Annotated in this window: 17 protein-coding genes; all 17 read left to right on the top strand. The window is 37.8% G+C overall.

Annotated elements, in window-relative coordinates; genetic code table 11:
* Nucleotides 1-112: 112 nt before the first annotated feature.
* The 17 genes from FRZ67_RS18830 to FRZ67_RS23815 all read left to right on the top strand — a co-directional run bounded on the left by FRZ67_RS18830 (nucleotide 113) and on the right by FRZ67_RS23815 (nucleotide 12,606).
* Entirely contained in the window at nucleotides 113-490 is a 378-nt protein-coding gene (locus FRZ67_RS18830; protein WP_147192132.1) for an ArsR/SmtB family transcription factor, read from the top strand.
* Complete coding sequence (gene merTP, locus FRZ67_RS18825) at nucleotides 487-1,764, top strand: mercuric transport protein MerTP (protein WP_147192130.1); 1,278 nt, start codon at nucleotides 487-489, stop codon at nucleotides 1,762-1,764. The genes FRZ67_RS18830 and merTP overlap by 4 nt, the downstream gene beginning before the upstream one ends.
* Nucleotides 1,765-1,767: 3 nt before the next feature.
* Nucleotides 1,768-1,983 (top strand): GDCCVxC domain-containing (seleno)protein, encoded by a 216-nt coding sequence (locus tag FRZ67_RS23875; protein WP_317131451.1) that lies wholly within the window; start codon nucleotides 1,768-1,770, stop codon nucleotides 1,981-1,983.
* A 9-nt stretch (nucleotides 1,984-1,992) separates the two neighbouring features.
* On the top strand, nucleotides 1,993-2,526 hold the full coding sequence (locus FRZ67_RS18815; RefSeq protein WP_147192128.1) for a hypothetical protein: 534 nt from the start codon (nucleotides 1,993-1,995) through the stop codon (nucleotides 2,524-2,526).
* Nucleotides 2,527-2,533: 7 nt separating this feature from the next.
* Nucleotides 2,534-2,947, top strand: coding sequence for a VOC family protein (locus tag FRZ67_RS18810; RefSeq protein WP_147192126.1), 414 nt, complete (start codon nucleotides 2,534-2,536; stop codon nucleotides 2,945-2,947).
* Nucleotides 2,948-3,017: 70 nt separating this feature from the next.
* The gene (locus FRZ67_RS18805; RefSeq protein ID WP_147192125.1) at nucleotides 3,018-3,347 is read left to right on the top strand and encodes an ArsR/SmtB family transcription factor; all 330 of its coding nucleotides are present in this window, start codon (nucleotides 3,018-3,020) and stop codon (nucleotides 3,345-3,347) included.
* A gap of 55 nt (nucleotides 3,348-3,402) precedes the next feature.
* A complete protein-coding gene (locus FRZ67_RS18800; RefSeq protein ID WP_147192123.1) occupies nucleotides 3,403-4,251 on the top strand; it encodes an arsenite methyltransferase in 849 nt (282 codons plus the stop codon).
* 253 nt (nucleotides 4,252-4,504) lie between these two features.
* Entirely contained in the window at nucleotides 4,505-5,173 is a 669-nt protein-coding gene (locus FRZ67_RS18795) for an MIP family channel protein (RefSeq protein WP_147192121.1), read from the top strand.
* A complete protein-coding gene (locus tag FRZ67_RS18790) occupies nucleotides 5,154-5,927 on the top strand; it encodes a metallophosphoesterase family protein (protein ID WP_147192119.1) in 774 nt (257 codons plus the stop codon). Before FRZ67_RS18795 ends, FRZ67_RS18790 begins: the two co-directional genes overlap by 20 nt.
* A gap of 4 nt (nucleotides 5,928-5,931) precedes the next feature.
* A complete protein-coding gene (locus FRZ67_RS18785) occupies nucleotides 5,932-6,462 on the top strand; it encodes a sigma-70 family RNA polymerase sigma factor (protein ID WP_147192117.1) in 531 nt (176 codons plus the stop codon).
* A 234-nt stretch (nucleotides 6,463-6,696) separates the two neighbouring features.
* Nucleotides 6,697-7,446 (top strand): phosphatase PAP2 family protein, encoded by a 750-nt coding sequence (locus tag FRZ67_RS18780; protein ID WP_158638409.1) that lies wholly within the window; start codon nucleotides 6,697-6,699, stop codon nucleotides 7,444-7,446.
* A gap of 230 nt (nucleotides 7,447-7,676) precedes the next feature.
* Complete coding sequence (locus tag FRZ67_RS18775; RefSeq protein ID WP_445375997.1) at nucleotides 7,677-8,063, top strand: HYC_CC_PP family protein; 387 nt, start codon at nucleotides 7,677-7,679, stop codon at nucleotides 8,061-8,063.
* A 144-nt stretch (nucleotides 8,064-8,207) separates the two neighbouring features.
* Nucleotides 8,208-8,579: a heavy-metal-associated domain-containing protein gene (locus FRZ67_RS18770; RefSeq protein WP_147192110.1), complete on the top strand. Its 372-nt coding sequence runs from the start codon at nucleotides 8,208-8,210 to the stop codon at nucleotides 8,577-8,579.
* Between the two features lie 21 nt (nucleotides 8,580-8,600).
* Nucleotides 8,601-9,065 (top strand): heavy metal-binding domain-containing protein, encoded by a 465-nt coding sequence (locus FRZ67_RS18765; RefSeq protein ID WP_147192108.1) that lies wholly within the window; start codon nucleotides 8,601-8,603, stop codon nucleotides 9,063-9,065.
* A 32-nt stretch (nucleotides 9,066-9,097) separates the two neighbouring features.
* Nucleotides 9,098-9,370, top strand: a complete 273-nt coding sequence (locus FRZ67_RS18760; RefSeq protein ID WP_147192106.1) for a heavy metal-binding domain-containing protein — start codon at nucleotides 9,098-9,100, stop codon at nucleotides 9,368-9,370.
* 6 nt (nucleotides 9,371-9,376) lie between these two features.
* Nucleotides 9,377-10,663, top strand: a complete 1,287-nt coding sequence (locus tag FRZ67_RS23820) for an efflux RND transporter permease subunit (protein ID WP_147192104.1) — start codon at nucleotides 9,377-9,379, stop codon at nucleotides 10,661-10,663.
* Nucleotides 10,660-12,606, top strand: a complete 1,947-nt coding sequence (locus FRZ67_RS23815; RefSeq protein WP_147192102.1) for an efflux RND transporter permease subunit — start codon at nucleotides 10,660-10,662, stop codon at nucleotides 12,604-12,606. The genes FRZ67_RS23820 and FRZ67_RS23815 overlap by 4 nt, the downstream gene beginning before the upstream one ends.
* Nucleotides 12,607-12,617 lie beyond the last annotated feature (11 nt).

Here is a 12,617-nt window from a genome sequence, read left to right as displayed (position 1 = left end):
TTTTGGTTTATTAAGAGAGAATAATTCAATTGCATCGAACGATTCGAGAAGTTCATTGACTTTTGCTTATTTAAGCATTTGCTTAAATGATTATTTCCGTTATCTTCGCCTCATGAATGATAATACTTGTATCCGTCTATTTGCGGACCATGAGCAGATAAAGAATTGCAAAGACAAATTAAAGACAGCACAGAAGTCTTTTGTAAGCTTGTCAAATATCTTGGCTTTGGCTGGAAATGAAGTAAGGCTGAAGATTGTTTATTTACTTGAAGAAGAAAAAGAGTTATGCCCCTGCGACCTTGCCGACATTCTGGGAATGTCCATTCCCGCAATATCTCAACATCTAAGGAAAATGAAAGATGGTAATATTGTAGAAACACGAAAAGAGGGGCAAACCATTTACTACTCCCTTACACAGGAAAATCTAAAGATTTTAAAACCATTTTTTAAACACATCAACGTACAAACTCAAAAACTGGAAACAGTATGATAAGTTTAAAATCACTAGGCACCTTCAGCAGCGCAGGTTTGTTGTCGGCTATTGCAGCTTCACTTTGTTGCATTACACCTGTCATTGCATTGCTTGCCGGTAGCAGCAGCATAGCGGCCAACTTTTCATGGATAGAACCTGCAAGACCATATTTGATAGGTTTATCAATTGCTGTACTTGCCTTTGCATGGTATATGATATTAAAACCAACTAAAACTAATGATATGGATTGCAATTGTGAAACAACAAAGAAGCCTTCATTCCGTCAATCAAAAAAATTTCTTAGCATAATAACTGTATTTGCTATTCTAATGATGGCATTTCCTTTGTATGCAAAAGTATTTTTTCCAAAGCCTAAAACACAGGCAACAATGCTTGCAGTAGTTGATAATAAGCAACAGGTAAAATTTACGATACAGGGTATGAGTTGTGCAGGTTGTGAGTTAGAAGTAAACAATGAACTGTCAAAAGTAAATGGAGTAATTGCTTATAAAACTTCTTATGCAGGTAAAAGTAGTTTGGTCACTTTTGATAAATCAAAAGTTGATGTAAAAACAATTGAAGCAGCGATCAACAAAACAGGTTATACAGTAAAAAGTTATGTTTTTATGAATGCATCCAGTGCCGAAGTTTCATTTTACGAAGCTCCATTAGTTTGTCATGCAGCGCCATCTATTGGCTGTGGCAGCAAAGCAAAATTTATGTTAGTTGATTTGGAAAAGTACAATGATGCGGTAGAAGGAGCATGGTTAAATAAAACGGGAACGGTAGTTGCTGTAAAGTGGAATGCCAGTACAAATGAAAGCAAGCAAACTGAAATCATAAATGTAGTTAGCACCAGCCACAATATTGCACTAAATCCAGTTCCTCCATCAGAAGCAAGCAACTATGCTAAATCATTTCCCAATAGTAGCCAATGGTTCAAAGGCAAAGCAGTAGATCAACTAAGTAAAGAAGAAGCACAGATCATTGCAAAAAACACCATTGCAGGTTATAAGAAGGATGGTCTTGTAAAGCCTTCTTTTGAAAAACAGTTTCAAGCAGACATTGCAAAGATTTACGAAAACCTGTTTCTTTCTATTTCGTCTTATAAAGAGTTAACCACAGAAGCCTACAACAAAGTAGAAGAAGATATTCAACAAGCCGGAGAGAAATATGTTGGCAAAGGAAAGATGCCACGGGTAGAGCTTTGTGAAGCTTCTGAAGAAAAATGCGAAAAAGACAAATCATGTTCACAAGGCAGTGGTAAATCATGCTGCGATAAAGAACAATAAACTATGGCAAAAACAATAATGCTTCAATCAACAATAGCTTGTCCTAAATGCGGTTTTCAGAAAGAAGAAACAATGCCCACAGATGCTTGCACTTACTTTTATAAATGTACAAATTGCGAAACATTACTAAAGCCAAAGCAAGGCGATTGTTGCGTATTTTGTTCTTATGGTACTGTTAAGTGCCCGCCAATTCAGGCAGGGGTTTCATGCTGTTCCTAACAATAAATAATGTTGATAGACAAATATCTCCCTGCTTACCATTTTAACGAGTTTCACTCTATCGAATTAAATGGTTTTATTGATGGTATTTACCATAAGATGTTGCAATGTGATTTTAGCAACAGTTCTTTGATTAAGTTTCTTTTTAGGTTAAAAAGAATGTCCAAGAATGTTTATACAATAGAACATCTTACTAAAATAGGCTTCGTCAAACTGGAAGAAGAACCAGGCAAGGAAATACTTTTTGGAATGGTTACCGATAATCCCATGTTCAATACTTGCCAATCAAATGTTTCTTCAAAAGAGTTTATACAAAATTCAGACGATAAGATAATCAAAGCAGTTATCAATTTTAAGCTACAGGATAAGAGCAATTCACAGCATATCATTTCTACAGAAACAAGAGTTTGGTGTGGTAGTAAGGCAATGAAGTCGAAGTTTAAATACTATTGGTTTTTTGTAAAACCTTTCAGCCAGCTTATACGCAGATCCATGCTCAAACAAATGAGGAAACAAATACAACAAGCAGCAAAACTAAACTGATAGTAACATGAAGATGCAAAAGACAATACCGGCTTTACCTGTTCAGAGTATTAAACAATCATGTGAATATTATACAAACAAACTTGGTTTTAGAATAAGGCATCAAGAAGAAACATTTGCTATTGCAGTTCGTGATGATATTGAAATACATCTTTGGCAGGCATGTGATAAGTCTTGGAAATGGAGAAGCATCTTTTTAGCCCTAAGACCAATTTGGACAGGAGCAGAAAGTTTTATCGCAGGTACAGCAAGTTGCAGAATACAAGTTCATGGTATCAATGAATTATACGAAGAATACAAAAGGCAAGGTGTACTACACAGCCCGGACACAGTAGTTCAAGATCAATATTGGGGACATAGAGAATTTCCTGCCGTTGATAATCATAGAAACCTGCTTACTTTTTACGAGGAAATCGCATAGCTCCAGGCATTCAAAGGAAAATATTTTGCTGTTTTAAAAATCTATCGTAATATTACGATAAGAAATAATTATGGGAGCAACAAAATCATACGAGTTTAGTGTAAAAGAAAACAAGCTGGCAAAATATGCAAAAGCACTTGCCCACCCTGCAAGAGTTGCCATACTTCAATTTTTAGCAACCCAATCATCTTGCATGTGTGGAGATATAGTTGAAGAATTACCACTTTCTCAAAGTACCGTTTCGCAGCATTTAAAAGAATTGAAAGAAGCAGGCTTGATAAAAGGATCTATTGATGGTGCAAAAGTTTGTTATTGCATAGATGTGAAAGAATGGAAAGCTGCACAGGTTTGGTTAAACAAATTATTTGATAGCTATAAAGGTTGCGGTGAATGCTGCTAACTTTTTTTTGCTTATAATCATCGGTATATTACGATAAAACAAAAACACATATACAATGGAAACACAAGAACAATTAAAAGAACTGGTAAGGCAGAAATACAGTGAAATTGCTTTGCAGGAAAAAGAACCAAATCAAAGTTCATGCTGCGGTTCAGGCTGTTGCGGTACAGATGTATATAACATCATGACAGATGACTATGCGCAGGTAGAAGGTTATAATGCTGATGCAGACCTTGGTTTAGGTTGCGGCTTGCCAACACAATTTGCCCAAATAAAAAAAGGCGATACAGTAATTGACCTCGGCAGCGGCGCAGGAAACGATGCATTTATAGCAAGACATGAAACAGGCGAAACAGGAAGAGTAATTGGAATAGATTTTACACCTGCAATGATAGAAAGAGCAAGAAAGAATAATGAAGTAAGAGGCTTTAATAATGTAGAGTTCAGGCAGGGAGATATTGAGCACATGCCTGTAACAGCAAACGCTGCAGATGTAATAGTAAGTAATTGCGTGCTGAATCTTGTTCCCAACAAAGATGCTGTTATAAAAGAAATATACAGGGTTTTAAAACCAGGTGGGCACTTTTCTATTTCTGATATTGTATTGGAAGGTGATCTTCCGAAAGAAATAAGAGAAGCAGCAGAAATGTATGCAGGTTGTGTTTCAGGTGCAATTCAGAAACGTGTTTACATGGAATTGATTGAAGCAAATGGTTTTAAAATGATAACCATTCAAAAAGATAAACCCATCATAATTCCAGATGATATACTCAGTCAATATTTATCAGCAGAACAAATTGGCGAGTTTAAAAACTCGGGTGTAGGAATAAGAAGTGTTACGGTGTATGCAGAAAAACCACTAACAGAAAATAAATCCTGTTGCGGTCCTGACTGCTGCAACTAATAAGTAAAAGGATTACTTAATCATTAAAATAAAAAAAATGAACGCTCAAAGCACACAACACGAACAAACAGAAACAAAAAATTTCTGCAGCACAACTCACTATGCAACCGACCAAGTAATAGTTAATTCTTATAAATGTGATCAAACGAGTTTGTCTGCTTTAGACATGTGGAAAATTCAAAAGCAAAGGAAACAAGTTACAATTGGTTCAACTATCAGTGTTAATTAAACCAAAACTGCTATATCAAAAACAATGAACAAATACATAGCAGAGCTACTGGGAACTTTTGCACTTGTGTTTTGCGGCACAGGTGCAATCGTCATTGACCAGCAATCAGCCGGCGCAGTTACACACGTGGGCGTTGCAATCACATTCGGTCTTATTGTAATGGCAATGATCTATGCTTTGGGTGATATATCAGGAGCACACATGAACCCTGCAGTTACAATTGCTTTTGCCATTGCAAAAAGATTTCAGCTAAAACAAGTTTTGCCATATATCATTAGCCAGTTAGCAGGAGCATTCTTAGCAAGTGCAACACTTCATTATTTGTTTCCCACAAATGCAACATTAGGATCAACATTACCTGCAGGAACAGAAATGCAGTCTTTTATTTTAGAGTTCATTCTAACCTTCTTTTTAATGCTTGTTATTATTAATGTAGCAACAGGCAGTAAAGAACAGGGAATGGTTGCAGGGCTTGCAATTGGTTCAACTGTTTTATTAGAAGCCATGTTTGCCGGTCCGATATGTGGAGCGAGTATGAACCCTGCAAGATCCATTACGCCGGCTATTGTTTCAGGACATACAGAACATCTTTGGATTTATATAGCTGCCCCAATACTTGGTGCAGCTTTAGCAATAGCAATATTTAAAATACTTCATTACAAAAACAATAAAAATGCGGATAGCACTCTTTAGCGACATTCACGCAAACCTTCCGGCATTGGAAGCATGCTTAAAGAACATTGACGAACAAAAACCCGACGCTATTTATTGCCTGGGTGATTTAGTTGGTTACAACATCTGGGCAAATGAAGTCATTAATGAAATAAGACGAAGAGGCATTCCAACCATTTCAGGCAACTACGACCAGGGCATTGGTTTAATGAGTGATGAATGTGGTTGTGCTTATAAAACAGATGGCGAAAAAGATATGGGTAAAATTTCCATCAGCTTCACTAATTCAATTGTAAAGCCGGAAGAAAGAAAATATTTAAGAACATTACCGGCACATATCAAAGTAGAGTTTCAATTGAATAATGATAAACTTAATTTGTTGTTAGTACATGGCAGCCCAAGAAAGATCAATGAATACTTATTTGAAGACAGGGATGAAAAAAGCATGATAAGAATAATGGAGCAGGCAGATGCAGATATATTGTGCTTCGGCCATACGCACAAACCTTACCATAGAATACTTCCGACGGAAGCAGGTGAAAATCCTCATTATCGCCATGCGATCAATATTGGTTCAGTAGGCAAGCCAAAAGACCATAACCCTAAAGGTTGTTATGCAATGCTTACCATAAATGCAGACAGCAGTATCACAAATAAAGATGCTGTCCAGATTGAGTTCATAAGATTTGATTATGATGTAGAGAAAGCCGCTAAGGCAGTTGAGGACAGTCCTTTACCAAACGAATATGCAGACATGCTGAGAAAAGGTTATTAAGAATATGAATTCATGCACAACTTCGATAAAAATTTGGGAAGACCATAGCGATAAGCTTAAGGCATTTATTTGCAGTAAAGTAAATGGTGATGACAATTGCCATGATATTTTGCATGATTTATTTTTAAAAATCAGAGAGAACGAAGAACGGATTAAATGGATTGAGCAGCCAGCTTCTTATGTAATAAAAATGGCTCAGAATGCCATTATAGATTATTATAGATCTCAAAAGAAAACGCTCCAGCCATTACAAAGCGACTATATCAGTGATGAAGAACAATTATCGGAGATACAATTAGCCGACTGTTGTCTCTTATCATTCATAAAAGCACTGCCACCCCTCTACAGCGAGGCACTAATACTTACAGAACTGGAAGGATTTTCGCAAAAGCATTTAGCAGAAAAATTAAACATTTCCTACACCGGCGTAAAGTCAAGAGTGCAAAGAGCACGGAAGATGCTCAAACAAGCAATCCTTGACTGTTGCCCTTACCAGTTTGATAAATATGGAAATATTATAGGCTGCTGCAAATAATTTCTTGCGTCTATTTTTACTTCTTCCCGTTGTTGATGTGATAAAACATTACATCATTTAATTTATAAGACAGTGAGAAGTACAAACATCATCCGAACAATTTTATTAAACCTGTTATTTGCAGGCATTGTTTCTTGCAGCTTTAGCCAAAACATTCACCCACTCGAACCTGTTAACAGTTATTATAAAACCTATGGCTCTTTAAGTGCCTTGCAAAATTCTTCAAGAGTATGGATGGATACTATTAAATTTCCCTGGTCAGAGTATAGTCAAGGTGCCATTACCAATTCTTTGGTCCGTACAGTTTATTTAAGCAATGAAAATGAAGCAAAATTGCCAGGCTTAATCCATCCCCCTGCTAATAGCTCCGATCAGACAAGAGCAGAATTAGATTACCTGCTATCCCTTCAAAATAGTAGAACAAAGGAACAAATAGACAGGGCTCAATACATTGCAAACATTGGTTCATGGTTCAATATTTTAAATCCAGCAGACCCTGATTATAATGAAAACAAAAAGCAGCTTTTTTACATTGCTGATACTATTGGGAGTTGGTATAACTACCAAAACTTTCCCGCGACCACACAATTACTGCTAAATTGTATCCAGGATATTAGGGTTACTGAATTTCGGCTGAAATGGAATTTCAAACGGCCACGACCTTACCAATTGGAACCGAAGCTTCAACCATTAACACAAATTAAGTCGCCGTCATTCGTTAGTGGTCATACGCTTTGGGCATATACAGAAGCCTACATTTTTAGTGAAATTATTCCCGAAAAAAGAGAATCATTTATTCAACGTGCGGATGAAGTTCGTTGGTCAAGAGAATTGCTTGGCATCCACTATCCAAGCGATAATGAAGCATCAAGAATAGTAGGTTGGTATTTATTAAAATACTGGTACAATAATCCACTGTTTGTAAAAGATTTGAATAAAGCAAAACAAGAATGGGCAGAAAAGAAATCTTTATACCAAAAATAAGGTGAGCTGATTTTTGTAAAGCAGGGTAGTTTTTATTGAGCCAGCTTTAGGAATCCTTCCCCGCTTTGCTTTACAGCCTTTATAGGCTTTGTTTTTTTACCTTACCTTTGTTAATAATGTTGCAATTTTAACGCAGCAATATTTAGTCATTTATCTGACAATTATATAAATGTTTACAATAATTGTGTAACTGGTAAATTGCAAATACCTGTACATTTGTTGTATCTACAATGAAAAAACTTGCGCTCATACTATTAACTGCCGTTTATATGCTGTCCACAGTTGGGATAGCAGTAAACCAGTTTTATTGCTGCAGCAAGTTAAAATCTGTAAGTTTTTCATTAAATAGTAAAGAGCAAAATATTTGCAAAAACGAAACAAATAGTGATGGCTGTTGCAAAACAACGCATCAGTATCTGAAAGTAAAAGATTCCCATTTTGCTTCCGATGATGTGTCTTTAGGCGAAAAATACTTCTCTATTCTTCATACCGATTTTCCGGTATTTGAATTAACTGTTCCGCGAATACAACAGGCTGTTGCATCCAACAATATCAATGCCCCGCCACTGTTGTCAAAGAACCCTATTTATATATTCAACTGCACTTACAGGATTTAATACTCACCCGCTTCTCTTTTTCATTCATAAACACAGTTCGTGTTTATAGCCTCTCATTTACTTAATCACTTTTTCTTTAACAATTATCAGGCATAAGCGCTCGGCTAATAGCTTATGTATTTATTTACTTAAAAACAAATTACAATGAAAACGATAAAATTATTGTTTGCAATGCTGTTTGCATTTGCAACATTCCAAATTGCCAACGCACAAAGCGACAAAACACAAAGAACGATTGGCGTTAAAACTCAAACTGTCAAAGTATCCGGCACATGTGATATGGATAAACGCCGAATTGAAAACACAGCCTTAACTGTGGAAGGGATAAAATATGCTGTGTGGAGCTTAGATGCCCAAACACTTACTGTTAAGTACAGCGTGTTTAAAAAAGAGGCTGCAGATATTGCTGAAAAGAAAATAGCTGCTGCAGGTAATGATACAGAACATTATAAAGCAGATGATACAGCGTATAAAAATCTACCGGAGTGCTGCCATTATCAAAGAAAACAATCATAAGAATTCCAAATAGCAAAACGAATGAAAAAACTAATCATCCTGTTATTTGCAGTAACAGCCTCCCTGGCAACATTTGCACAAAAAGCAAAGGCGCCTACGCCGGAAATCATAAGCAGTACGGTCACTGTTATTGAAACTTATTCCTGTCCCATGCACCCGGATGTGACCAGTGATAAGACTGGTAAATGCACAAAATGCGGATCGGATTTACTGCTTTCAAAAAAGGAATTATTAAAAAGAGAAGTAGTAAAGATTTATAGCTGTTCTATGCATCCTGAAGTGGTTAGCTATACAGCAGGCAAATGTTCCAGGTGTGGCATGGACCTGTTGGTCTCTAAGAAAGAACAGTTAAAAAGGGAAGTGGTAAGACTATACACTTGCGGTATGCACCCTGAAGTAGTGAGCGACACAATGGGCAGATGTCCTGTATGCGGGATGGGTCTCGTAGAAAAAAAATCAACAGCAGATAACAAAACCCCGATGTAACCAATATTTCATTCATCAAAAAATCAAATCACATGAAACAAACAATCATTGCATCTATGCTTTTTGCAGCATCCGTTTTTGCAGCCTGTAACAGCAGCAGTTCTTCAGACAGCAAGAAGGACACTATGGCAACAACACCAGCTTCTGACACCTCAAAAATGATAAGCGCAGTAAAATATACCTGCACCATGCATCCTGAAGTGATCAGCGACACAGCAGGCAAATGTCCTAAGTGCGGTATGGAAATGGTTCCGATAAAAGATTCATCTATGCAGAAAATGGATATGGATACAATGAAACATTAATCAACTATGGTTAACAAATTAATTGAACTCTCCCTTCGCAACAGGCTTATCGTAGTAATTCTTGCGATAGGCTTGTTGGTGTGGGGCATCTTCAACATTCAGCGAAACCCTGTTGATGCGATTCCTGACTTAAGCGAGAACCAGGTAATTGTTTTTACAGAATGGATGGGGCAAAGCCCTCAGATCATCGAAGACCAGGTAACATATCCCTTAGTGAGTAATCTGCAGGGTGTACCTAAAGTGAAAAATATTCGCGGTACATCTATGTTCGGGATGAGTTTCGTGTATGTTGTTTTTGACGATGACGTGGACGTGTACTGGGCACGCACAAGAGTGCTGGAAAGATTGAGCTATGCGCAACGTTTGTTGCCACAGGGTGTGACCCCAACACTTGGGCCAGATGGAACCGGTGTCGGGCATATTTTCTGGTATCATCTCGATGCCCCAAAAATGGATCTTGGAGAGCAACGGGCACTACAGGACTGGTATGTAAAATTTGCCTTGCAGACAGTACCAGGTGTTGCAGAAGTTGCTTCATTTGGCGGGTTTGAAAAACAATATCAATTGGTGATTGATCCTGTGAAGCTGCAGTTTTACAATCTTTCCATGATGGATGTAATGAACAAGGTAAAAGCGAATAACAATGATGTGGGTGGAAGAAAATTTGAAATGAGCAACATGGCTTATATCATCCGCGGGTTGGGTTACATCAAAAACAAAGAGGACATTGAAAGTATAGCACTTGGAAACAATAATGGCATTCCGGTTCGTGTAAAAGATATCGGAACGGTACAAATGGGCCCTGATCTGCGTTTGGGCATTTTTGATGCAAATGGTGAGGGTGAAGTCGTAGGCGGAATAGTGGTAATGCGTTACGGAGAGAATGCAGATAAAGTAATTAATGATGTTAAGAAAAAAATGGGCGATGTACAGAAAGGATTGCCCGAAGGCGTTGGATTTAAAATAGATTATGACCGGAGTGAACTGATCGAAGCAGCCATTGCCAATATTAAAGGCAAACTCATTGAAGAAATAAGTATCGTGTGCATTATCGTAATTGTTTTTCTGCTGCACTGGCGAAGTGCTTTAAGCATCATCATTCAAATACCTATTACCATTGCGATCAGTTTTATTCTGCTCAATGCATTTGGTTTATCATCCAACATCATGTCGTTGACAGGTATTGCGCTTGCCATCGGTGTTATCGTTGACAATGGCATTATCATGAGCGAGAATGCATACCGCAATTTATCAGAATGGCAAAATAGTCAACCACCTAATCAACCGTCATGAGCAAAGAAAAAAATATAAAGAGAAAGTGGTGGAAGCGTAATTATAATAAAATCCCTGAGTTGGAGCGCATGCGCATTATTGAGCGCTCGTGCAAACAGGTTTCACGCGGTGTTTTCTTTTCAACCATAATCATCATCACATCTTTTTTACCCGTGTTTTTGTTAACAGGTCAGGAAGGAAAATTATTCGGGCCCCTTGCATATACCAAAACATTCATCATGATAGTAGATGCAATATTGGTTGTAACGCTTGCCCCCGTTTTAATTTCATTTTTTATGCGGGGAAGATTTCGTCCAGAAGGAGCTAACCCTGTTAACCGGTTTTTAGAAAGAATGTATGAGCCTGTAATAAAAACCTGCATTGAATGGCGTAAAACAACAATCGGGATCATGATAATTGCGCTGGCTGTAAGCGTTCCAATGGTAATGAGTCTAGGGACTGAATTTATGCCGCCACTTGACGAAGGAACTATTCTTTTTATGCCTGTTACATTGCCCGATGTTTCCAACAGCGAAGTCAAACGCATATTGCAGGTGCAGGATAAAATTCTTACGTCCGTACCTGAAATAAAATCGGTTTTGGGCAAAGCGGGAAGAGTAAATTCTGCAACGGATAATTCTCCCATAAGCATGATTGAAACAATCCTGATGCTAAAACCAAAAGATGAATGGAGAAAGGGCATTACAAAAGACAGTATCATCAGTGAGTTGAACAGTAAACTGCAAATACCTGGTGTAACCAATGGATGGACACAACCGATCATCAACCGCATCAACATGCTTTCAACGGGCATAAGAACGGATGTTGGTGTAAAAGTATATGGGCAAAATCTTGACAGTATTTATGCATTTTCTCAACTGATAAAAAGAGAATTGAGTGATATTAACGGAGTGAAAGATCTGTATGTTGAGCCCATTACAGGAGGTAAGTATATCGACATAAATATAAAGCGCGAAGAAATTGCACGTTACAATTTAAGTGTAGATGATGTGAATGCTGTCATTGAAACTGCGCTTGGTGGTGCAAAAATTACAACTACCGTTGAAGGCAGGCAAAGGTTCTCTGTGAATGCAAGATTTGGACAGGATTATCGAAACAACATCGAAGCGTTAAAACGTTTGCAGGTACAAACGATGGGTTTTGGTCCTATCCCTTTGGAAGCTGTTGCCGATATAAAAATTACAGAAGGTCCGCCAATGATAAATTCCGAAAATGCATTGTTGCGGGGCGCCGTTTTATTCAATGTGCGTGAAAGGGATTTGGGAAGTACAGTAGAAGATGCGCAGAAGAAATTGAATGACGCCATTGGCAAAATGCCCAAAGGTTATTTTATTGAATGGAGTGGTCAATATGAAAATCTTATTCGCAGTGAACAAACTTTGAAGTTAATAATGCCTGTTGTGCTGGTGGTTATTTTTATCAGTATGTATTTCGCGTTTCACTCTGCACGTGAAGCGTTGCTAAGTTTGATCTCACTTCCTTTTGCGCTCATCGGTGGTGCTTTTATGATATACTTCTGGGGTGTGAATCTCTCTGTTGCCGTCGCAGTTGGTTTTATTGCATTGTTTGGCCTTGCAGTGGAAACAAATATTGTCATGGTCATTTATCTCAATGATGCCATGCTGCAACTCATTACAAGAAAAGGGAATTCAAGAGAAACAATAAACAAAGAAGACCTGCGGGAATCTACCATCCAGGGTGCAGCCAAAAGATTGCGCCCAAAGATCATGACGGTAAGTGTGTCGCTGTTTGCACTCATCCCTATCTTATGGAGCAGTGGTGTGGGCAGCGATGTAATGAAACCTATTGTACTACCAATGGTTGGCGGTGTTATTACTTCGGCAATTTATATTCTGCTTGTAACACCGCTCATTTTTTTAATGAGCAAAGAATACGAACTAAAGAAATATGGAAAAATATCAGTGGCGGAAGTAAAACATTAAAATAGAAACCA

It is taken from the genome of Panacibacter ginsenosidivorans, assembly GCF_007971225.1.
GTDB classification, from domain to species: Bacteria; Bacteroidota; Bacteroidia; order Chitinophagales; family Chitinophagaceae; genus Panacibacter; species Panacibacter ginsenosidivorans.
This window is presented reverse-complemented; position numbering and strand designations above follow the sequence as displayed.

Bases quoted from the DNA above. Each gene is read 5' to 3' on its own strand.
- FRZ67_RS18760 (WP_147192106.1), top strand. From the start codon at position 9,098: ATGAAACAAACAATCATTGCATCTATGCTTTTTGCAGCATCCGTTTTT.
- FRZ67_RS18800 (WP_147192123.1), top strand. From the start codon at position 3,403: ATGGAAACACAAGAACAATTAAAAGAACTGGTAAGGCAGAAATACAGT.
- FRZ67_RS18785 (WP_147192117.1), top strand. From the start codon at position 5,932: ATGAATTCATGCACAACTTCGATAAAAATTTGGGAAGACCATAGCGAT.
- FRZ67_RS23875 (WP_317131451.1), top strand. From the start codon at position 1,768: ATGGCAAAAACAATAATGCTTCAATCAACAATAGCTTGTCCTAAATGC.
- FRZ67_RS18805 (WP_147192125.1), top strand. From the start codon at position 3,018: ATGGGAGCAACAAAATCATACGAGTTTAGTGTAAAAGAAAACAAGCTG.
- FRZ67_RS18795 (WP_147192121.1), top strand. From the start codon at position 4,505: ATGAACAAATACATAGCAGAGCTACTGGGAACTTTTGCACTTGTGTTT.
- FRZ67_RS18775 (WP_445375997.1), top strand. From the start codon at position 7,677: ATGAAAAAACTTGCGCTCATACTATTAACTGCCGTTTATATGCTGTCC.
- FRZ67_RS18790 (WP_147192119.1), top strand. From the start codon at position 5,154: ATGCGGATAGCACTCTTTAGCGACATTCACGCAAACCTTCCGGCATTG.
- FRZ67_RS23815 (WP_147192102.1), top strand. From the start codon at position 10,660: ATGAGCAAAGAAAAAAATATAAAGAGAAAGTGGTGGAAGCGTAATTAT.
- FRZ67_RS18770 (WP_147192110.1), top strand. From the start codon at position 8,208: ATGAAAACGATAAAATTATTGTTTGCAATGCTGTTTGCATTTGCAACA.
- FRZ67_RS18815 (WP_147192128.1), top strand. From the start codon at position 1,993: ATGTTGATAGACAAATATCTCCCTGCTTACCATTTTAACGAGTTTCAC.
- FRZ67_RS18810 (WP_147192126.1), top strand. From the start codon at position 2,534: ATGAAGATGCAAAAGACAATACCGGCTTTACCTGTTCAGAGTATTAAA.
- merTP (WP_147192130.1), top strand. From the start codon at position 487: ATGATAAGTTTAAAATCACTAGGCACCTTCAGCAGCGCAGGTTTGTTG.
- FRZ67_RS23820 (WP_147192104.1), top strand. From the start codon at position 9,377: ATGGTTAACAAATTAATTGAACTCTCCCTTCGCAACAGGCTTATCGTA.
- FRZ67_RS18830 (WP_147192132.1), top strand. From the start codon at position 113: ATGAATGATAATACTTGTATCCGTCTATTTGCGGACCATGAGCAGATA.
- FRZ67_RS18780 (WP_158638409.1), top strand. From the start codon at position 6,697: ATGGATACTATTAAATTTCCCTGGTCAGAGTATAGTCAAGGTGCCATT.
- FRZ67_RS18765 (WP_147192108.1), top strand. From the start codon at position 8,601: ATGAAAAAACTAATCATCCTGTTATTTGCAGTAACAGCCTCCCTGGCA.